Below are 21,468 nucleotides of genomic sequence, written 5' to 3'. Positions count from 1 at the left end.
TTTTCGATTCTGAAAGGAAAAATCAATGACCAACAAAACCGATATTCACCAAGAAGTCACAAACCAGATTATTGACCTTTTGGACAAAGTAAATCTTGAAGAATATGAGCCGCCTTTTGCCGGACTTGCAGCGCAAGGTTTACCAATCAACCCGACCACCGACCACCGATATCAAGGCATTAATATTTTATCGCTTTGGTTTAACCAACAATCAAAAAACTTCACCTCTAACCAATGGGCGACTTTCAAGCAATGGAAGGATAACAGCGCACAAGTTCGTAAAGGGGAAAAAGGCAGCCGGATAATCTTTTATAAAACACTCCTTAAATCCGAAGAAAACGCAAAAGGAGAAGAGGAAGAAATAAAAATCCAGATGCTCAAAACTTACACCGTATTCAACGTCAATCAGGTTGATGGGTATGAGCATCAAGAAGGTGAATTACTTCCCGAAAATGACAAGGTAGAGCGCATAAAGCTTGTCGATGAGTTTTGCAAAAACACAGGCGCAGAAATCAAACATGGTGAAAACAGAGCTTATTACAGATCGGATTCTGATTTTATCAATATGCCTCATACATCGGCTTTTTTGGACACAGCACAGGCCGATGCAACTGAAAATTACTATGCAACGTTATTACACGAATTAACTCATTGAACCGGGGCAAAATATCGGCTGGATAGAGATAAAGGCCAAGAACAAGAAAAATACGCTTTTGAGGAGCTTGTAGCTGAGTTGGGCGCAGCCTTTTTATGTGCCCAGCATGGCATTACCCAGACCCAACCAGACCACCATGCAATGTATATCAAAAGTTGGTTAAAGGCTTTGAAAGAGGACAAGAGCAAGACCTACATTTTTAAAGCCGCAGCACAGGCCGCTAAAGCATCTGAATTTTTGAATGACCTTCAAACACAACCGAAGGAGCTAATCAATGACCAAATATGAAGAAGTCCAGCTTGTTTACCGCAATAAAACCAAAGCCAGTGACCGACCAAATGTAAAAAGTCCTGATGCTGCTTATAAAATACTCCTTGAAAACTGGAATATGGATCAAATCAATTTATTGGAAGAGTGTAAAATTCTTCTTTTAGATAACCGATTAAAGCTTATGTCGGTTGTTCACCTTTCAAAAGGTGGCTTATCAAGCATAGTCGTTGATCTAAGAATAGTTTTTTCAATTGCCTTAAAACGAAGGTCGAACAGAATAATTTTGGCTCACAATCACCCCTCGGGAAGTCTCAGGCCAAGTAAAGAAGATATCGAAATAACGCAAGAAGGTTACTGCTCATTAATGGCAGATTACGAAGATGAATTGTCGAACGAGATTTAATCAACAGCCTACTTTAAAATTGATTTTTCAATAACCCTTTTACCAATGAATTAAGGGTTTTCTTTTTAACAAAAATTGAACCGATAACAAGATAATGGATAGGAATTTATTCTAACCTATTTTTCTATCAGACATCATGTCTAAGACAATCAACCTCTTAGAACCTATCGGTTCACTGACCCGAAATTGCGTTGCCCAGCAGAAACTTAACTATTAACAAACTTAGATATTTATTATAGAGAATACCCTAGTAATTTCATCGTAAGAAACCTATAATTGCCTTACATAACCTATTACGTTTGATCCAAGCATTGGTGTCCCGTTTGGGTTGTAAAGAAATTGACCAAAACCATTTCTCAGATGGACAGGCTCCCAAATTCTACCATCTGGTGTTACCCCAACTCGATAATTAGAAAACAAAGCAAAATCCCATGTAAAGTTCATATTAAAGGGAGCAGCGGCATATCCTATATGTATGCGAGACCCATTTCGAATATGCACCGCAATTATTTTTCGTGTATTTGTAATTAAATAATAATAAGGGTACGGGTTTCGCGCAAAATGACATTGAGCCATAAACCATTCCGTAGGGTGACCAGACCTATATGTTTCAAGGCTTTGTGAATAAGTAGGTGAACTATATCCTCCTGCAAAGCCTCCAGAAGTTTCATTTCCATTATTGCAAGGCCTTCCTGCTATAGCCGAACCTTGTTGATTAGCTTCTTTCTCAATAGGATATTTGTTGAGCCATTTCCAAGCAAATCTCTCTATACCCCATTTGCGGTACTGTTCCACATGCATCATTTCATGAATCCAAAAACATGGGTCTTCAAAAAATGATTTAGGTGTTCTATAAAAGACTATGATGTCATCAACAGTTACTGCATGATTCGAGTTGTTACTTATAACAATATTATTTACAAAGTTTGGTAATGTGATTTCAACTTTACCAACAGCATATTTTGCCCGATTAATAGTTGCATCTGGCAGCTTTCCCTTCAAAAAAATTTTTAGTTCTTGCGGTATTGGAATAGCCTTGTCTTTAAATCTGTCCCTTGCAGAACGAACCGCTGCCGCAAGAGGAAGTGCTGTAACCTGAAATGGATCTTTTCCTTGTAAAATGTTAGCAGTTGCATGAGCGCCAGACACAGCTAGATCGCTACTATAGCGTTGAACAAAAGTAGAAATATCAAAAACAAATTCTGCTTCATCACCAACTTGAGAGGCAAATTTATTGGCCTGTTGATAAAGATAACGTTGAGGTTCAGATATTACATTCGTCATTCCTCCTATTGCTGCACCAGCTTGTTTACTAGCATCTGTATAAGGTTTATAGATTTGCTTGATGTTGCCACCTCCAGTAATAACCTTTGCAGTATTGGCAATGGACTCATAAGGAGCGGTAGTAATTTTTGTAGCTGTTTTGACAGTACCTTTAACAGCCTTTTCTAGGTCTTTTAAAAATTGTGCGGATAGAGATAAATGAAAAAAAAGGGTTAGGATTAATGTTAATCCTATCTTTTCTTTAATAAAAATTTTCATATTATTTTAGTTTTTAAATTACTTACGAAAACTTCATAGGGAGAATGAATTTCAAAAGTAATCAAAATATTACAAATAGAATAATTGTTTTCTGAATATCAAAACATTAACAAAGAACAAAAAGAGAACGAACTATTGACAAAATCAATAAAATAGGAATATAGTCCTGCAATAAACTTTCAAACAAAAAGAGTCCTGAATGAACCAAAAATGGGACGCGGAAAGAGTATTAGAAAAATGGGTTGAAAGAAATAGCTATTCGCCCCTTAAAAATACTCTGTCAACCAATTTAGCACCTATTTATTATTACAAAGAAACCGAAGATATACCAATTTTCGAATTAGAATCTGCTGTGATCAAAGCGGCTAAAATCGTTAATCAACTTGGATCAGATTATCTTGATATTTTCAGAAGAGCTGAAAAAGAACTTGAAAACGCCAGACAGAATATGAGTGATCTAGAAAGAGTTAAGCAGCTTGCTCTATCAGATATACAATCTCATTTATACCTTAAAAGCGATCTTGTCCATCCGAAATCTTTTTTGCTCAAGGCTTGGGCCATCGCCGTATCTAGGCAGGACATACTTATGCCCCATTAAAGCAGCCTGTACCTTGTCAGGCGCCTCTACTGCTGTTAATCGATCTTCAAAGCTATGCCGCAGCGAATATAAACTATGGTGCTTAGCCTATAAACTAGTTTTGATATCAAAGGTCAATTCTTAGCTCATTAAATTTGTGGGATTTATTTTTTTCAAAATCCAATTGATGTAAAATTTCCATTGGCATTCCACAGGTCAAATCATGAATTTGACTTTCTGTCATATCTAAGAGAACATTGTTCAACAAAGCCATTTGTTCGTCTTTTTTATTCCAACCATCTGGCCACGTATTCCAGAGTATTTTATTCAGGACTTCCTTAGCCCCAGCTTTCATCAAAATCTCATATCGTGAATCATTATCAAGTTCTAATAGGATATGGGCGAATAGAGAACCTGAAAACCAAGCGAAACCTTTTGGGTATTCTTTATCCAGTATTATTTTGGCGATATCGTCCCTAGCCTTTTGAGACTTTCTAATAAAGCTAGGACCTAAAAACGAGACAACTTTGTATAAATACCCTTGTTTAATTTGTGTTAAATCAATTTCAGTCTTAACTCTTATATTTATGTCATTAAATGGACTATTGAAGAGCGTCTTTGTCTCAGAATCTAAATTTTTAAAAGCTCCGAACGAAAAAGCATTATATGTCAATATCTTGTTTATTGTATTTCCATTTTGAATAAGTGCTAAAATTGCAGATCTAGAACTTTTTTCTTTTGAATGCGAAAGATTATTTACGGCTTTCGAAAGTAATTCAATATCGTTTGAAAATAATTTAGCTAAGGCATTAGCATCAAATAAAAAAGTCAATTCACCATTTTTAATGAGTTCAGAAGACATTTTAATAAAAATATCGTCATTTGTATTCGTCATTAGAAGCCCTTTCTTTCATAAGAAACAAAAAAGTAGTATTTTTAACATGCCTTTCAAAATTAAATCTACCACTTAACATATTATAAAACCTTTTGTCAAATAACTAATAAATGACGCAAAAAGAATTCAACAAGAAGTCTAACGAAAGTATTATTTTGTTAGCTCAAGCTTTAGCGATTAATTACTTCGATTCAACTTCAATCGATTTATTGCGAGACCAGAGAAACCCAGAAACTGATGATTACCAGAATTTTCCCAAAAAAAGAAAAACGGTATTTCAGGATTATATATGGGATATAAAGGGGCCAAAGGGCAATCCTGAGTATAATCCTGAATCCAATGAAGCCCATCGTAATATACTTGTAATAGGTGCTGGAGCAACGAAAAATGCTTTTCATGATATACCATTGGGAAATGAAGCTGTTACTAAGATACAAGAACAATTGTCCGTTGGCACATTCAATATTCCCGAAGGCCTTAAACTTAGCAAAGAACTTCAGAAAAAGGTTACTAATGGTCCTAATGGTCCAGAAATTGAAATAAGTTTTAACCAATTTTTGAAGTACGATGATGAGAATGAAAAAGATGATTTATTTCCAATATTATCGCCAATTTTGAAATCAGAAAAACCACATATACTTCGAGAAATCAGACAAAAATACAAAAATGAATACGACAGGTTAAAGTTATATTCTTCCGAAAAAGAGGAACATAAAAATGGCGAGCTTGAATTTGAGACTGCATTGAACTTACTTTCAAGAATATTCAATCTGTCTACTATTAGAAAATTAGTACAAGATATCTACAAATTTGAAAGTGGGATTACATTATTTTACCAAATAGTAGCTCATCTTTTTAAAAACAGATTTATAGATGTCATTATAAACTTCAACTTCGATGAGTTATTAGATGAAGCCATTGATGATGAAATAGGGGCGAATGGATATGATAGAATAATTTCAGATGGTGATGTCAATGATTTTAAAACATTAGCAAAAGAAGGCAAACTCAGAAGACCACTATATATTAAGCCTCATGGTACAGCTAGTTATCGAAGTAGTATGAGATTTACTAAAGATCATTATTATGAAATACCTATTGATATCAAAACTTTGCTTTCCAAAGTATTTCAAAATGTTCACGAGAAGCCTTCTAAGATAGTGAATCTTATTATTGTTGGTTTCAATATGGATAGCTTTGAATTTAATGAAATACTCAAAACTAGATTACCAAAATACTCAAAACTATTTTACTTCCAACACTTTCATGACAACGATTCCTTAAAACAAAAAGAAGAGAAAACTTTAAAGTTAAAGGAAAAATTCAATAGAAAGATTTTTAAAGATTTACAAAATAGGCCTGAATATCATTTCATTTTTCATCAACTTTACAGAGATAGTTATGATCATATTTATGAGGAGTACGTAAACCCAAAATTTCAAATAAGCCGTTGGCTTGAAAAATCATGTAAAAGCTTGGACAATACTTTTCATTTATTATGTTTGATTATCCAAGACCTTTTTCGACCAGAATTTAAACCTAGAAGATTAGAGAAACATTTAATTATTTCCAAATTATTGGGAAATGAACGCTTTTGGAAGGAGGCAAACAAATTAAATAAAAATACATTAAAAGATAAAGATAAAAAGAAGGTTATCCTTTATCCAAAACAATATTTTGAAAGCCCGAAATACTATCGGGATAGGGTCATTGTAGAATTAATGTTTGAATTATCGATAAATAAAGACATGATAGACCCGTCAACATTAATGAATGGTTTAGCAGGGAAATATTATTCTAAATATTTTGACTGTTTTCAAAACAAGGATGATACTCAAAAATTATCAGAAATTTTTAGGTTGATTGATCCTAATTACATATTGACTCCCCTTGATTGTAAAAGCTTTGAAAAATTCAAGCCAGATACTGTTTTAAACTCAAAGATATTTTCTAATGAATTGAATCAATACTTAGAAAATCTAACCCCGACAGATAAAAAAGAATTAGCGGATAGGTTTTCCAAATTAAGATTTATTGAGAATCGAAAAATACAATCAAACCTTAGAAGTTCGGTACACCATATTTTTGAGAATTACGAAATAACCGATTTAGTGGATAATGATTTATCACATGATCTTTATTTTTCAAATGGTCTAGAAAAAAAGGTTACGGACTTATGTATTATCGGAGATATGGGCATTCAATTGCTTAAATTTTTACCGAGTATAATAGAAACTAAAATACAATATATTTTCATAATACTTGATGATAGATATGTAGATGATTTTCACGGAAATCTAAAAAAAATTCTACAATCATACAAAAAAGAGGTAAGAGAACGGGTTACAAAAATGATTAATACGATATCCTTGAAACCCCTAAGACACAATCATCACATGACTTTCTTTATGGATTATGATCCTAGCACGACTTTTGAGAATCAAAGTTCAAAAGTTCGTAATGCAATCTACTTTTATAAAAAGGGGCTTTCTCGAAAAATAAATCCGATAAGGTTGAATGAAGAAAGCAACAAAGAATATCTTTTGAAAAAGTTTAAGCAATATTCGGATTATGCAAAATGCCCAGACAATTGGATTACGAAAAGAAATCTATTAAAACAATAAGATTGAAATATTCAATCGTAAATAAATACAAACCGGGAAAATAACACATTGCGTTGAATAACGTTGATGGTGTTGATCGATTCCGCTGTATTCCATAGTGAGAGATTGAAGTATGAGATAAGAGTCTTCATCTTTAATCAAAGCTGCAAAAATTGTAAAATAACTTAAACAGGTTAAGGTATAGAATAGAGATTGTAGATCGAATACATCTCATAGCTATTGAGGAGAAATCTTTACATCTTGAAAGCTATCTTATCAAGCCATGATTTTTTCTGTACTAAGCTTGATCCACTGCCATATCTTTCACGAAGGTATTTATGCCCCATTAACACGGCTTGAACCTTCTCAGGCGGCTCTACTGCTGTTAATCGATCTTCAAAGCTATGCCGCAGCGAATATAAACTATGGTGCTTGGAAGGAAATAAATTATTTTCCCTGTAAAACTTATTGATCGTGCTGGAAATTAAATCAGGCTTTCCAAAATAACACTTGAACGATCCATCAAGAGTCTTAAACGCATATAGTGAAGCTCCCACTAGAGGTAAGTCTCTTTCACTTTGTACTGTTTTAAGTACTCTGGTTTGGTTTGGTCTGATTTTAATATGAGGAATAGTTGCATCCAAAAATATATCTTCTTCTTCAAGACCAGTTAACTCCCCAATTCGAGCGCCTGTATCAGTCATAGCAAAAATCAATAATTGTGCTTCTTCATTCAGACCATACTCCTTGGTTCTGAGCAAAACATCTTTAATGAACGTATTTGAAAATGGATGGCGGGTTGTTTTTTCAACTTTTTTAAGGGCTATTCCTTTGAATATGGTATCAATTGGAATGCTTAAAGAATGATTGTCTATCGCTGTACCTATAATTTTTTTGACAAAACCAAATTCTTTGTTGGCAGAATTGGCTGCCAGTCCTTTTTTTTCAATTCTGCTTATCCACCAGCTCCTAAAATCCAATACATCTTTCCGCGTAATCTCTGTTACAGGCTTATCACCAATTACTTTAATGAAATTTTTGACAGCTCTTTTTCTGGGGTTTCTCCATTTTCTAATTTGATTTTCCGAAAGAGCTTTTAAATTACCTTCTTCATACTGAAAATATTCCTTCCTAGCCTTTGAAAGAGTTATACTTGAAACTTCAACACCGCCCAATATAGCTTCCTTTATATGCTTATCTGCAACAGCATCGGCACTGTTTAATCTATTAACGAATTCAGGGAGTGGCGCTTCCTGTATTAGTTCTTTTTTAGGTAGATACTGAAATCCACACATTTTAGCTCTCACAACAACATCGTGAAATTTTTGGTCAATAACATCCTCGCTAAAATCAATTAATCCCTTCCAGAAATCCTCAAGGATTAGGTTAAAGTTGCTGGCACGTTGCAATGCCACCACTTCGCTATCAGTTCCCAAAGGAATTTGTATGACATCTTTAGAAAATAACTTTTGAAAATCCTTTGGTACTCGTTTTTGAAAATGAAATTTCCTGCCTCGTTTCTTCAAATAAGAAGCCATTTATACCCCCTAAAATCATCCAATGTAGTACAAATTGTAGTACATTTTGTGGTACAAAATCAAGCTTAAATGAATTCTACCTGACCTCACCCCTCGATCAGAAAAGAATTTTTTTGTTTAAAAACAATTGCTTGAGATGAACAAGAATAAATTAACAGGAGAGATGAAATGGCGCGCTCGGGAGGATTCGAACAAACACATAAACAATTACTAACTAATTGATTTAAAATAAAAAAATTGTATCGTCAAATTTTAAAAGTTTAAAATGTAGTACATTTTTGTTTTGTGATTTTGAGAAGTGAAATCAAAAATATTTTGACTAACTTTACTTATTAGTCGCAACCAAATTCTGACATGGGTAAATCTAATTATGAAGACATTGACGACTATACGTTGTCAATTGTTAGAGAGCCAGCATCCGACTATAATAAGATAGGCAAAAACAAAGAAGATGAAGCGGTAAGTCTTCAAGAGTTAAACTTCAAATATCGGCTTATTAAAGGACGCATTGCAGAAAACCTGATACAAGAGCTATTTTTAAGTGAAGGTTATCAAGTTTATAAAAATGGGATTGAGAACACTCATCCGTTTTTATTATAACAGATTAAGAGCATTGAAACTCAACAAGCCCTATTCTTACGCGTAGCACCTGATTTGATTATCTTTGAACCAGCACCCGAGCCTGAAAATGGAAAGATATATTACGCCGAAGTGAAATTCTGTGCGAGCGGTCAATTTAGGTTTAGCTCTAAAATTGATTTTGAACAATATAAAAGGAACTACCCTAATACAATTTTCTTTATCGTTTCGTTAAAAGGTATTTATGAAGTAAGTCTGGATACTTTTGATAAATCGGGGAGAATTAACCTCAATGATAAAGATGATCTTTTGATCGAAAAGAATTCTGTTTTCAATTTGCGTACTGGTTCAATTTTACATTTTAAAAAGCTTTTGGATGCTTTCGTTTCTGACTTGCCTAAAAGGATAAAGCTATAAAAATTTGTGTGCGTATTTTCCCCTAAATTTGTTTTTTTAACAATTTTAATTGTTAAATTTACATCGCTTAATCCTAGCTATTTATGAACGTAATCTGCCTTGAAGAAGAAGCCTTTTACGAACTTGTTGAGCAAGTTGTCGAAAGGTTGAGCCAAAAACACCAAGCGCCTGTTCACCGCTGGATTGATGGTGAGGAAGCCATGAGAAGGCTTCGTATAAAATCCACGACACTTCAAAAATTACGTGACGAAGGGAAGATAGCTTACTCCCAACCCAGTAAAAAAATCATTCTCTATGACTCGCATTCCATTGATGAATATATCGAGCAAAATGTGAAATCAAAATTCTAAGCAATGGAAAACCAAAAAGTCTCGGAAGACTACAAAAAAGCTTACAACCAAGCAGACATGATCTGCACTTACATGCCCCATTTATTAAAGGGTATGAACTTGCCTAAAGATGAACCGAGTGAATACACCAAAGGATTTCAGGATCGCGTAAAGCAGTATGAAAAAGAGCAAGAGGCCATCAAAAATTTCTCAGTCGAAAGGCTTGCGGATAAATACAAGGACGATATTGATGCTCCCTATAAAGATAAAGGCACATCAAAAGATATAGGCAGGGATTAATCTTTAAAAACTAACAATACGTGGGGCTATTCAATAAAAAACAATCCAAATTAAACAGCACCGAAGACAAATACGAAGCCTTACTAGACCAAACACTCTATAAAGTTCCTGGCACTAACACCCCGGTCACATGGGCGGATGCCGTAGAAGGCACATTTATTACGGGAAAAACCGGAAGCGGTAAAAGTTCCGGCCCTGCCCGCCATATAGCCCTTTCCATGCTTCGCAGTGGGTTCGGTATGTGCGTATTTTGCGTAAAGCCCGATGAAGCCGAGCGTTGGAAGAAATATATCGAAGAAGAAGTGCCCGAACGAAAGGGAGATTATATTCCATTCGATAAAAAAAGCGGCCTTAATTTTAACTTCCTTGAATATGAAATGACCCGTCAGGGCGAAGGTGCAGGCGATGTCATAAACATCATTAATATTTTGATGAACTTAAAAGAGCAAAGCTCGATTTTTCAAACAGGCGGCACAGGTAAAAGTGAAGATCGGTTTTGGGATGATGCCCTGCGGCGATTAATCAGCCGTTGTGTTTCTCTGCTTCGTTTGGCTGGTGAAGAAATCAACATAACCAATATGCGTAAAATTGTTTCAGGTCATCTTAGGGGAGAAAGCCGGGCAAAATATAACTACCGGAAAGAGATTATTGAGACTAAGGATGAAATTGATGGAGATATACGGAAGCAAGTAAGAGAAGAATTAGATATATGGATAAAAGCCAGCTATTTCCTAACAGTAATTAACAGAGTTGAACGTAAAAATTTTGAAGCATCCGACGATCTGGAAGAAAAAGAACTTGCTTTATCTTACTGGACAAAAGAATTCCCAGAGCTTTCCGATAAATCAGCGAGCATCGTCACTGAAAGCTTTATGGGGATTGTTGAGTTATTTCTTAATCGTGGAATTTTAAAAGAGCAATTCTCCAAAGGTTTAAGCGATCAATTACGCCCTGAAAATATTATCACTCAAAATAAAATCGTGGTGGTTGATTTTTCCATTAAGGAATATGGCCTTGCCGGAGTTTATGCATCGACGATCTATAAAACAGCATTTCAGGCGGCAATGGAAAGGCGTAAAATCAAGGAAGAGAATGATCCCAAACCATGTGCGCTCTATATTGACGAATATCATAGCCTGTGTTCACCGATAAATGACAGTATCTTTCAAAGTACAGCCCGCAGTTCATGGGCTGCGTCTGTTTTTATAACGCAGTCGTTACAAAACCTCTATTTTGTTATGGGAGAACATATGCCCCAAGCTAGAGCGAAAAGCCTTGTCGAAAACTTAAACCTTAAATATCTGTGCAATAATTCGGAAGCCGAGACAAACAAATGGTCCTCTGAGATGGTCGGAAAACATTATATTTATGTTGAAAGTGTTCAAATCAACAAAGACAAGGAACTTTCCACGACTAAAAATAAACGATTGGAATACCGGATCACCACAGATCATTTCACAACCTTAAAAACAGGCCGGAAAAATAATAACTTCATCGTCGAGGCCGTTGTTTTTAAAGCTGGTAAAACATGGGGTAAAAACAATGACATTTTCGACGTTGCCCAGTTTGACCAGAGAGGCTGATTTTTTCTTGACATAAAGCTATGCGGGCCTGTATATCTCCGTTCCCCAGTTCTATTTATGGAGAAGCTTAATGAAAACCAGCCCAGATCTACTTAAAAAACATTTCTTATTATTAAAAGAAACGTTTTTGGAAGTCACCAGAATTAGAAATGAGTCATATATTCATCATGAATGTTTTGAGGGTGGTGATCCTTCAAAACCTGAGCTTTGTGATGGTGATTTTTTATTTAGCGTACAATATGATGGATGGAAAGATGAATTTTTTGATATTGGACTGGGTTGGACTGAGTGCCTACTGAACAAAGTGAATTGGGATAGAAAAGAACTTTTTAAAATCGCTGCTAATGTCAATTTGGAATTAAGCAATGGAGAAGAAAGAATTATTGATGAATACTCAAACCCAATATATCCAAGACCACTAGATCAAAAGAAAATTGATGAACTTGCACAACAAGGTCTTCAGAATATTGAGAAATTTGAAAAAGAACTTTAAAAACTTAACTTAGTCAAGTTTCCATGTTCTTTTTTTAAAATCATACCATTTCGTAAGGTATTTCACCTTGTTAAGCCAAGATGTAGAATCAGAACTTAGGGCTTCTTTATTTTTAAATTTGATAATATCATTCTCGAATATCGCATGTATATCTTCTCTGGTTAATTTATGAACCACATCATTTTCATACATCTTAATTATAAAATCGTGATAAATATCTGCCATGTTTCGAGTGCTTTTATCTGTTTCTCGTATTTTCTCAACTTCTAATGTATCCAACCTACAAACCTTCTGTCTGTTAAATCTATAATTCTCTGTTAAATAATATCCCCCTCTTTAGTTACCGCAAAGTGATACATTCTTGGAGTAAAATCAAAAAGGTAAAATCCCAAAGGGTATTTTCTTCTACCATCCTCTTTCTCGTAAATTGGGTAGTTCACCTTTTCCCATTGGTAGGGCAAGAAGCCTAGCATATTTTATTTGAGGGATACCATTATTAGTAGAATTCTTTAATATTTTTTCAATTTTCTCAAATATTTTTTCATGTCTTTCGACATAATCTTCTTTATCATGTTCATCTATTCGATAAAAACGGTCTAAATATTCGTAGACAAACAAACTTCCTTTCACATTATTTAAAAGCAAATTACAATTGTTAAAATAGCTATCTCCAATATTAGTCTGTATGGAAGATTTATGCATTTCGACAAGGTTAGATTCTTTTTCATCTTTTGAGCTATCTTGTTTATTTACACTAAAACTTTTGAGGGCTTTAAACAAATCTTCATTACCGTAAAAATTAAAATATTCTAGAGGCACACCTCCTAAAATATGGAGTTCTAGAATGTGCTGATAGTAGTGTAGGTTCTTTTGATTTAAATGCCCTAAATTTTCATGAAATTCTGCATTTGTAAGCGTATTGGTTAATGAGTACTTTTTGTACTTCATCGCCTGTTCAATACCTCTTAGGATATTTGATATTTCTCTAGGCTTTTTATTGGCTTTAATACGATATTCCTCAAGGCTGATATGTAGCCCTTTAATCTCTCTCGTTTTTCTTGACATTGTGGGATTTTAGCTTTTTCGTTGAATGCTTTCAAAAAATGGATAATCAACAATAAATATATAAAAGTCTTCCTTTTTCATGAAATAGCAGAGAAAATATGGACTAAATTCTTAGAATTCTAACAATTTTAGAACCACGCCAAGTGCTTTTGTGGAAGTTTCAAGAAAACTTTCAAGCTCAATTTACCTAAACAAAAAGAACTTAAATCACTCATTTACAGTCGCATTGTCACGTTGATGCTTTTTGTCATAGGAAGTTTAATCTAAATCATTTATACGCATGAAAAAATTCTAAAGCAAAGTAAGAATTATCCATCAAAAACAAAAATTAATTAACCAAAAAAATACTCAATAATGAAAAACGTATTTAGCAAATTAAAAACATTTTTCAGCTCTCTTATAGAAGCTGTTTTTGGAAACGGACTTTCCGAAATTGACAAACTAACCGCGCCATTAAACGAATATGTTGAACAGGCAAAAGAAGACGCTGAGACAGCGGGACTAAAGGGTGAGGAAAACATAGACGGAATAATAAACCCTGTTGTAGAAAAGATTGATGCCGCAAAAGATGAAGCTCTCGGAGCTATAGATGCAGATGGAACCAAGATTAAAGAAAAACAATCTAGGGTAGAGAAAGAGTTAAACGTACCGGATGATAAGCGTGTAGAGAGGGAAAAAAATAAGCTCCAGCCTGACGTTAACCGCAAATGTACCAAAGAATATGCCACCTATACGGAGGCACATAGAGGAAAGGATGAAGCGGTTATAAGTTTGCAGAGTGTCAAAGTATCGCTTAGCAAGTATAGCGGTATTTATAAGAAAGCTTTTTTTCAAACTTTAGCCGTTACACTTGTAATCGCTTCGATGATTATGGGATTGGAAGTTGGGTATTTTACGCCCATTTTGGAGGCGCACGGCTTTAACTATGGTCAGGCGTTATTAGGCGCTACTGGCTTCTCATGCCTGTTAATTTTCTTTGCAGAGATGACAGGGTACTATTACCGTAGTGGAAGCAAAAAAGGCTTTCTGGTTTTTTGCTTTTTTGGTCTTGGTTTTTTGACATTTATTATTGGTCTGCGTATTTCGGTTAACAGTGAGCATTGGCAATTTACAGCCCCCGCCATTGCCCTGCTCTATTCGACTTCTACTTTGGCAGCAACAGCACGTTATAAATCTAAAGCATGGTTTGATCAGCTTGCACTTAAAGCCTCTCTCATCAAACAAATCAACAAGTTTAATAAAACCATGCTTGATGCAACTGCTAATGCAAATATCATTGTTGCTCAGTGGCATCAAAAGGCTGAGGCTAACGCTGCCGCCGAGAAGAACAGGTTAATTAATGAAGCGATCAGTTTAGAGGCCGCTTTAACCACCAATGAGCAAAAGAAGCCTACCACGGTCAATGGATTTGAACATTATAAGAAACAAGCGGTAGGAGAGATCAAAAAAAGTCATCAGGAAGGACGTAGCAGGCATTATTCTGGTGACGATACACAAGCCCCGCCACCTTTCCCAGAATGGAAAAACCCGGTTTTTGTTATCCTTCTTATGTTGTCACTGTCTTTTTTTACAGCTTGTGAAAATGCCAATATCCAGCAGGACAACCTTTACGGGATCATTCTGGCGGATGGCTCAGGAAGCTATGGCGGAAATCAGTTCGTTTCGCAGAACGTATGTGAAGCGTTGATAACTCAATTAGGCACAGATAATCCGGGTACAAATGGATTTAAAGGACGCATCGAATATAGTGTATTTGGAGATTCTATAATGCCTAAAATCGGGGTTATTCCAATCCCCGAAGTGCCTCACCTGCTTAACCGCAACAGAGAAAAAACAAAGCGTGATCTAAAGCAGTTCGACGATGACCTTAAGTTTAAGTTAGAGGCGTTTTTTGGTTCAATAAAAGGAGAAGGAAGTACCCAACTTTATCATAACCTAAGCTACACATTAGGAAGGATGGCTCGCTCGTCAGCCAATAGGACAATCCTTTTTTTGTTAACGGACGGCGTAGAGGAATCACATATTTTGAGTATGGTTGATCTACACAATAAAGACCCGAAAGCTCTAACAAAAGATTATGACTTAATCAAAGAGATGTTTCTGGATGTTGCCAAAATACCCGATTTAAGCGGTATTGAGATCAAAATTATCGGAACGGATGATGGAACTTCGGATTTACCATTTCAGTGCCGGAATTTCTGGAAACGTTTTTTAGAGGAGTTTTCAGCGGACGTAGAGATATTACCCAATTTATAAGTTTTACAGGGCTAGTGTTACCAACATAAAACACTAGCCCTTTTAATCCCTTAAACCTAAATAATAATGAAAACAGAACCAGCAAATAATGATTTTAACATTCCAAAAGGCCGTCAATGGGGTGACGAAAGAATTATAGAAGGTGCTTATTCTACACCTTTTTGGAAAAACCTGATCTTCAAACCGAATGAGGCATTTTACCAGCTAGGAAAAGACTTTTTAAAATTTATCTCGGCTATAATTAGCACAGGGGTTAATGTCTTTTTTTATCATAAATTTTCAACCTCGAATTTTGGTGTAATCCTAACGGTATTCTCACTCTGTTTTATTCTGTGCTTCAATTCTGCTTATTTATATTCGGTGTTCGCTCTAATAATGGCTATCATAGCCCCCTTTCTTTTATTTTTTGCCGATGGAGGGCAGCTATATGAATGGGTTTTTACAAGCATAAAATCAAAGGCTCTACTCACATACACCATTTTGTTTTTTATCCTCTCTATGGTGCGTTTGGTACTGATCTGGACGTGGAAAGACAGCAAATACAAAAAGAGCAATAAAAGCTGGATATATGTCCTGCTTTGTAAAGCCTTCGAGGAAAAAATAAACCTGTATTTCATCACCGTCATAGTGCAACCGTTTGTTATTTCCGCTGTTGCCTTTTGTGCATGGAAGTTTGGCGATGATTTAACCTTTGCAAGCTATTTGTGGCTATGTGCAGGAAATGTGTTGCGCGAGGAACTGGTTCAATATTCCAAATATAAACGTGAGCGGGCTATACTTGATATATGAATTATAGGAATTTAATCCTTGATCTGAGTTGTAGAATCAGTCATTAATACAAAGATTGAAAGGTGGGCGGCCACACATAGCCAAGCCCGCCTTCAATCTTCAAATCCAAAAATCTCAAAAAAAAGAAAAACCATGCTGAGAATAACCATATCTCACAGCAGTGAAGCTGCAACTTTATATTTTAATGAAGGGTTGAGCAAAGAAGGCAATTACTATTTAGACGAAAAAATTAGTACTTGTTGGGAAGGTAAGGCGAGCGCGTTTTTAGGCTTAAAGGGTAAAGAGGTTAATAAAAAAGGTTTTTCCAATCTAGCTAAGAACATTCGCCCTGAAAGTAATAATGAGCGCCTAACGGTTCGAAATGCAGAGCAGAGACGTGCAGGTTATGACTTTACAATTAATGTTCCAAAATCCGTGTCTGTGACGGAATTTTTTACAAAAGACGAAAGAATTAAGGAAGCGATTTTATCGGCCAATCAGGAAATGATGAAAGCTATTGAAGCCTCAGCGCAGACACAAGCCAATATCGGAAATGAACGACACTATGAACATACAGGAAATCTAATCTATTCACCGTTCTTGCATTTTAAATCTCGCCCGACACCAATTGAAAAAAACGGCAAAACGATTTATGCGAGCGATCCAATGATCCACATTCACAATTTTGTGATGAACGTTACGCACAATAAATCAAAAGACCGTTTTCAAGCTTTGGAAATAGGAAACATCTGGCGTGATGCTGAATATTACCAAGAAGTCTTTCATTCAAATTTAAGCCACAAACTTAATAAGCTCGGCTATCAAATAGAACGCACACATGACCGATATGAAATTAAAGGAATAAGCCATCTAAATGACAGGTTTTCTAACCGCATAAAACACATCAACAAAATTGCCAAAGAAAAAAAGATTACCGACCCCAAAAAACTATCCGAACTTGGTGCGAAAACAAGACTTTCTAAATCAAAAACTTTAAATGAAAAAGAACTTCATCAAAATTGGCAAGAGCGTTTAACCAAAACAGAAATTAAAAATGTTCAAAACATCAAAGGAAAACATAAAAATGCGCCCCGCCCAATTTCTGCAAAGGAAGCGATAGATCGTAGTCTTGAACATTTTTTCGAACGGAATTCTACCGCACCGGAAAAGCGCGTATTAGCTCATGCCTTGACATTAGGGTACGGTCATTTGTTACCACAGGATGTTCAAAAGGAACTGGATAGAAGGAGCAACATTTTACGTTCGGAAGATAAAAATACTATCAGCCATATCACAACAAAGGAGATGATACGGGCGGAGAACCGCATGATCGAGCTTGCCACATCGGGTAAAGGCAAGTTCCCTGCCCTTAATCCGAATTACAAACCCAAAGCAGATTTTTTAAATGACCAGCAGCGTAAAGCTATCAAGGATATACTCATCTCGAATGACCAAGTGAGCATCCTTAAAGGGGCGGCAGAATCGGGAAAAACGACTTTGTTAAAAGAAGTTGCTTCCGGCGTAAGGGAAGCAAAAAAATCACTTTTTGCAGCCGCGCCCTCAACGCAGGCGGTTAATGTTTTAAAACAAAAAGGCTTTAAAGCAGGTACCATAGCCGCCCTGCTCCATAACCCGAAACTTCAGGAAAATTTAAAAAATGCCGTTCTCATTGTAGATGAAGCGGGCATGGTCGGCGTTAAAGCAAAATCCGAAATTCTGTCTTTAGCCCAAAAACACAAAACCCGTATCATTTTAAGCGGGGACACCTATCAACATGGACCGCCCGGACAATATGGTGATGCGCTCCGCATTTTGCAAGATAAAGCCAAGTTAAAAACAGTCACCGTCAACAAGGTTATAAGGCAAAAACCAGAAGGCTATCGTAAAGCTGTCGAGCAATTAGCGAAGGGAAAAACACTTGAAGGCTATAAAGCTTTGGACAAGCTAGGGGCTATCAAAGAGATTACAGACTATGAAAAGCGTATGGATGCTATTGCCGATGATTATGTGGCATCCGTAACCAAAAAAAGAAGTGCGCTTATAATTAGCCCTACCAATGCGGAAGGTGAAATACTCTCCGATATTGTGCGGGAGAGGCTTAAATCAAAGGGGTGTATTCAAGGTAAAGACCGGAGCTTTGAAACGCTTAAAAACCTGTCTTTTACCGAAGCACAAAGGAAAGATACAGCCAACTACCAAGAAGGTCAGGTTATCCGTTTCACCAAAAACCAGAGAGGCGGTTTTAAAGCAGGCGGACATTATGAGGTATTAAAACGCAATAATCAGGACGGAGTCACAGTCCTAAACCTTGTAACAAAACAGATACATAAATTGCCGCATGAGCAGCCGGAATATTTCCAAATCTACTGGAGGCATGAAACCCCTTTAGCCAAAGGCGATCTTATTAAGCTCACCAATAATTCAAAGACATTGGAAAATTCAAAGATTGCCAATGGAACCCGTTTTAATATCACCGGCTTTACCAAAACGGGTGATATTAAACTCAGCAACGGTAAAACCCTGTCTAAAGATATTCACCACATTAAACATGCTTATGTTGAAACCAGTCATGCTACGCAGGGTAAGGATGCAATGGATGTGATTATTTCTCAATCGGAAGCCTTGAGCCCAGCCGATAACCGCGAACAATTCTACGTTTCTGTAAGTCGTGGAACGCACGCGGTGAAGGTCTACACCCCTGATAAATTTCAACTGAAACAAAATATTTCCCGCAGCGGCGAGCACATGACTGCCCGCGAGGTTGCAGACAATGATAGACGCAGATTATTGCAACAGCAGCGGCGCACCCATCACAGAACCTTAAATGAAAAACTAAAAGAACATGGAAGAAACAGGCAAAGAGAACAATCTCCTGCGCGAAGAGTTTTAAAATCACAGGGCTTCAACCGCGACAGGTAACGAAAACGATTTTAATTCCGAGCCTATGCAATATTACGCGGTAGGATCGGAAGATGTAACAAAACGTTTCGATTTAATTCTACGTTCGGGCAATGAGTATAGTATCCCCTATTCGCTCCTGCCTATTTACAAGCTGTCAGGCGGTAAAAAACTCGACATCATTGCTTATGATCTCGTTATCACGATAAGCGGACGAAACCTCGCCCCTGTAAAAAAATATCTGGCAAAAGAAAGCCTGATATGGATGAAAGAAAGCCCATCGGGGAAAGATGACGGGCAATCCGAAACCTTTATCTCGAACATTGAAATCAAAGGAGAAGCCGTAAACAAATAATAACCCTTAAACCCTTAAAAAAAATGGGAACAGACAAAGACAACAATTCAAAAGAGGATCATTTATCACCAACAGAAATTAACAAACCCAACCATCCTGAAAAGGATAATCACCCAAACGCAGATTTATCACATGAGGAATTGCAGGAGCGTATTGATCTCTACGAAAAAATGAACAAGGAGGAAAAACAATCCTTTAACCTGCAAAAGATAAAAAACAAATATCTAAAGGAAATGGAAGAAAGGGAAATTAACCGTAACAAAGGGGCGTTACATTACGGTATGGGTGTTCGTTCAGATCTACCGCATAAGGATTATGAAGACATCAAAGACATGCATAACGATCAAGATCGGAAGCTCAGAAATGACACCCTTAAAGAAGCAAAAGAACCTTATCGAGCCGAAAACAGCCTCGAAAAATCCTTTAAAGAAAAACACCCACTATTCAGGGAGGGAATAGAACCAAGCTTTAATAAAGCTAAGGATATGGATAGATAATACATTTATAGGATAGGCTTTAAAATATTACTACTATGTAAAAGAGTTGATTAACAAGATTGTTTTGCGTTAAATCGATTAAAAAGGGTTTTTAGCGATTAATTTAAAACCGTTTTTTTTCCTTAGTTAAATTCGAAGCATGTACAACTTTTCTTTAAATGTCATAGTTCTAACAATTACACTAACTGTAGGAATTGTATCTATAGTTTTTCTTTTAAAAGACAATATTAAAAGGAAGTTTACTATAGGAGTCTTTTTAATTGTCTGCATAATGATGGCTTTAGCCCTTAAAAATAAAACTGTTGAGCCTCCCATCCCTGAGCCAGTGCCTGTCTTTAGCCCTGAAGATATTATTGAGGTTAAAGGAATATATAAAGGCCATGTTATCAATTCCATGGGAGAGAAAGAATTTATGTCTCTTTTGATTCAAAAGCATAGACATGAGGATAGTATTAAAATGATATTTGTAAGGAAGAAAAGGATGTCTAGTTATAATGCTAAATATTATTTTCAAGATAGACTAATAGTTACAGAGAATAGTGATAGTGCTTATGTTACTAAAAATAAGACTTTTATAAATATTAGATCAAAAAACAAAATAAACAATTCATGGGAATTCGAAAGAGTTTTATAATATGTTTTCCATTATTACTATGTTGTATTCTCAGTTGTAATAGTGAAACTCAAATTGATAAAGAAAATGGGCAATCAAAAGAGTTAGATGAGTTAAAAACTGAGAATGAGAAATTAAAAGAACATCTAAAATTTCAGGAAAAAAACTTCAACAGTTGGTTAAATACTTTTTCGGAAATTCAAAAAGAATTTTTGTCAATAGAAACGGAAGAGTTTTTATATTCTACGGAAGAGTTTGATGACGAAGGCTTGCTTTATGAAGAAGATTATATATCTGAATTTAAGAATAAAATATCTAATATTAAATTACTATTAGATAAGAAAGATAAAGAGTTATCAGAGTATGTAACTAAATATGAAGGACTAAAAGAAGTGCTTTATGGATACAGAAGACAATTAAATAATGCAAAGAGAAAGATAGATGATCTAGAGAATGAAAATGACAAATTAGAATTCAATAATAGAAATTTATCTAGTGAAAATGAAGAGCTGTATAAAGACCTAGACAATAAAAAAGAAGATATTGAAACTCTAGAGAATGATATAGAAGATTTGAGTTTAAAGCTTAATGAACGATATTTGATAGAAATTGCAAAAATAGACTCAAAAATTTCAAAAATATACGGATCAAAAATTGATTTTTATTACAATTTAGATAAATATGAGGTACTTACTTTTCATCCAAAAAACAGTTATGCGTTTTATAATGTAGGAAATCAAGCCTCTCTTTCAATTTTAAATGCAAAAGATTTCTGGAGCCTTTCAAAGTTCTTAGTAATAAGAACTAAAAAGAGAAAGCTGAATTAGATAAT

Annotated in this window: 21 protein-coding genes and 1 pseudogene; 17 read left to right on the top strand and 5 right to left on the bottom strand. The window is 35.5% G+C overall.

Features of this window, described 5'->3' with window-relative positions; translation table 11 throughout:
* Nucleotides 1–25: 25 nt before the first annotated feature.
* Both Q4Q35_RS10915 and Q4Q35_RS10910 read left to right on the top strand, forming a co-directional pair.
* A pseudogene (locus Q4Q35_RS10915) lies at nt 26–943 on the top strand (ArdC family protein).
* Nucleotides 930–1,328, top strand: coding sequence for a JAB domain-containing protein (locus Q4Q35_RS10910; protein ID WP_303278007.1), 399 nt, complete (start codon nt 930–932; stop codon nt 1,326–1,328). Before Q4Q35_RS10915 ends, Q4Q35_RS10910 begins: the two are co-directional and overlap by 14 nt.
* 270 nt (nt 1,329–1,598) lie before the next feature.
* On the opposite strand, the gene Q4Q35_RS10905 is transcribed toward Q4Q35_RS10910, so the two are convergent.
* The gene (locus Q4Q35_RS10905) at nt 1,599–2,870 is read right to left on the bottom strand and encodes a hypothetical protein (RefSeq protein ID WP_303278006.1); all 1,272 of its coding nucleotides are present in this window, start codon (nt 2,868–2,870) and stop codon (nt 1,599–1,601) included.
* 199 nt (nt 2,871–3,069) lie between these two features.
* Here Q4Q35_RS10905 and Q4Q35_RS10900 point away from each other — a divergent pair, with 199 nt between their 5' ends.
* Nucleotides 3,070–3,468, top strand: coding sequence for a hypothetical protein (locus tag Q4Q35_RS10900; RefSeq protein ID WP_303278005.1), 399 nt, complete (start codon nt 3,070–3,072; stop codon nt 3,466–3,468).
* Between the two features lie 106 nt (nt 3,469–3,574).
* Here Q4Q35_RS10900 and Q4Q35_RS10895 read toward each other — a convergent pair whose 3' ends face one another.
* The gene (locus tag Q4Q35_RS10895) at nt 3,575–4,342 is read right to left on the bottom strand and encodes a hypothetical protein (RefSeq protein WP_303278004.1); all 768 of its coding nucleotides are present in this window, start codon (nt 4,340–4,342) and stop codon (nt 3,575–3,577) included.
* A gap of 110 nt (nt 4,343–4,452) precedes the next feature.
* Between Q4Q35_RS10895 and Q4Q35_RS10890 the strand changes: the two genes are divergently transcribed.
* Nucleotides 4,453–6,966 (top strand): SIR2 family protein, encoded by a 2,514-nt coding sequence (locus Q4Q35_RS10890; RefSeq protein WP_303278003.1) that lies wholly within the window; start codon nt 4,453–4,455, stop codon nt 6,964–6,966.
* 233 nt (nt 6,967–7,199) lie between these two features.
* On the opposite strand, the gene Q4Q35_RS10885 is transcribed toward Q4Q35_RS10890, so the two are convergent.
* The gene (locus tag Q4Q35_RS10885) at nt 7,200–8,471 is read right to left on the bottom strand and encodes a site-specific integrase (protein WP_303278002.1); all 1,272 of its coding nucleotides are present in this window, start codon (nt 8,469–8,471) and stop codon (nt 7,200–7,202) included.
* Nucleotides 8,472–8,837: 366 nt separating this feature from the next.
* Between Q4Q35_RS10885 and Q4Q35_RS10880 the strand changes: the two genes are divergently transcribed.
* The 6 genes from Q4Q35_RS10880 (at nt 8,838) to Q4Q35_RS10855 (ending at nt 12,184) form a co-directional block, all read left to right on the top strand.
* On the top strand, nt 8,838–9,083 hold the full coding sequence (locus tag Q4Q35_RS10880; protein WP_303278001.1) for a hypothetical protein: 246 nt from the start codon (nt 8,838–8,840) through the stop codon (nt 9,081–9,083).
* 54 nt (nt 9,084–9,137) lie between these two features.
* Nucleotides 9,138–9,479 carry a hypothetical protein gene (locus Q4Q35_RS10875; protein ID WP_303278000.1) on the top strand — a complete coding sequence of 114 codons (342 nt, stop codon included), beginning with the start codon at nt 9,138–9,140 and terminating at the stop codon, nt 9,477–9,479.
* A gap of 83 nt (nt 9,480–9,562) precedes the next feature.
* Nucleotides 9,563–9,829 carry a helix-turn-helix domain-containing protein gene (locus Q4Q35_RS10870; RefSeq protein WP_303277999.1) on the top strand — a complete coding sequence of 89 codons (267 nt, stop codon included), beginning with the start codon at nt 9,563–9,565 and terminating at the stop codon, nt 9,827–9,829.
* Nucleotides 9,830–9,832: 3 nt separating this feature from the next.
* Nucleotides 9,833–10,108: a hypothetical protein gene (locus Q4Q35_RS10865; RefSeq protein ID WP_303277998.1), complete on the top strand. Its 276-nt coding sequence runs from the start codon at nt 9,833–9,835 to the stop codon at nt 10,106–10,108.
* A 20-nt stretch (nt 10,109–10,128) separates the two neighbouring features.
* The gene (locus Q4Q35_RS10860) at nt 10,129–11,691 is read left to right on the top strand and encodes a type IV secretory system conjugative DNA transfer family protein (RefSeq protein ID WP_303277997.1); all 1,563 of its coding nucleotides are present in this window, start codon (nt 10,129–10,131) and stop codon (nt 11,689–11,691) included.
* A gap of 70 nt (nt 11,692–11,761) precedes the next feature.
* On the top strand, nt 11,762–12,184 hold the full coding sequence (locus Q4Q35_RS10855; RefSeq protein ID WP_303277996.1) for a hypothetical protein: 423 nt from the start codon (nt 11,762–11,764) through the stop codon (nt 12,182–12,184).
* A gap of 9 nt (nt 12,185–12,193) precedes the next feature.
* Here Q4Q35_RS10855 and Q4Q35_RS10850 read toward each other — a convergent pair whose 3' ends face one another.
* Together Q4Q35_RS10850 and Q4Q35_RS10845 are read right to left on the bottom strand one after the other, a co-directional pair.
* Nucleotides 12,194–12,463: a hypothetical protein gene (locus Q4Q35_RS10850; protein WP_303277995.1), complete on the bottom strand. Its 270-nt coding sequence runs from the start codon at nt 12,461–12,463 to the stop codon at nt 12,194–12,196.
* A 126-nt stretch (nt 12,464–12,589) separates the two neighbouring features.
* A complete protein-coding gene (locus Q4Q35_RS10845) occupies nt 12,590–13,249 on the bottom strand; it encodes a hypothetical protein (RefSeq protein WP_303277994.1) in 660 nt (219 codons plus the stop codon).
* A gap of 354 nt (nt 13,250–13,603) precedes the next feature.
* Here Q4Q35_RS10845 and Q4Q35_RS10840 point away from each other — a divergent pair, with 354 nt between their 5' ends.
* From Q4Q35_RS10840 to Q4Q35_RS10810, 7 genes are all read left to right on the top strand, one after another.
* Nucleotides 13,604–15,505, top strand: a complete 1,902-nt coding sequence (locus tag Q4Q35_RS10840; protein ID WP_303277993.1) for a vWA domain-containing protein — start codon at nt 13,604–13,606, stop codon at nt 15,503–15,505.
* 66 nt (nt 15,506–15,571) lie between these two features.
* Entirely contained in the window at nt 15,572–16,294 is a 723-nt protein-coding gene (locus Q4Q35_RS10835) for a hypothetical protein (RefSeq protein WP_303277992.1), read from the top strand.
* A gap of 132 nt (nt 16,295–16,426) precedes the next feature.
* Complete coding sequence (gene mobF / locus Q4Q35_RS10830) at nt 16,427–19,192, top strand: MobF family relaxase (RefSeq protein ID WP_303277991.1); 2,766 nt, start codon at nt 16,427–16,429, stop codon at nt 19,190–19,192.
* Between the two features lie 25 nt (nt 19,193–19,217).
* The gene (locus Q4Q35_RS10825) at nt 19,218–19,526 is read left to right on the top strand and encodes a hypothetical protein (protein ID WP_303277990.1); all 309 of its coding nucleotides are present in this window, start codon (nt 19,218–19,220) and stop codon (nt 19,524–19,526) included.
* A 23-nt stretch (nt 19,527–19,549) separates the two neighbouring features.
* Nucleotides 19,550–20,023: a hypothetical protein gene (locus Q4Q35_RS10820; RefSeq protein ID WP_303277989.1), complete on the top strand. Its 474-nt coding sequence runs from the start codon at nt 19,550–19,552 to the stop codon at nt 20,021–20,023.
* A gap of 139 nt (nt 20,024–20,162) precedes the next feature.
* Nucleotides 20,163–20,657 (top strand): hypothetical protein, encoded by a 495-nt coding sequence (locus Q4Q35_RS10815; protein ID WP_303277988.1) that lies wholly within the window; start codon nt 20,163–20,165, stop codon nt 20,655–20,657.
* On the top strand, nt 20,633–21,463 hold the full coding sequence (locus Q4Q35_RS10810) for a coiled-coil domain-containing protein (protein ID WP_303277987.1): 831 nt from the start codon (nt 20,633–20,635) through the stop codon (nt 21,461–21,463). The genes Q4Q35_RS10815 and Q4Q35_RS10810 overlap by 25 nt, the downstream gene beginning before the upstream one ends.
* Nucleotides 21,464–21,468 lie beyond the last annotated feature (5 nt).

Origin of the sequence: Flavivirga aquimarina (assembly GCF_030540835.1) — a bacterium.
Classification (GTDB): domain Bacteria; phylum Bacteroidota; class Bacteroidia; order Flavobacteriales; family Flavobacteriaceae; genus Flavivirga; species Flavivirga aquimarina.
Note: the sequence above shows the minus strand (reverse complement) of the source record. Positions and strands in the feature narration are given on the sequence as shown.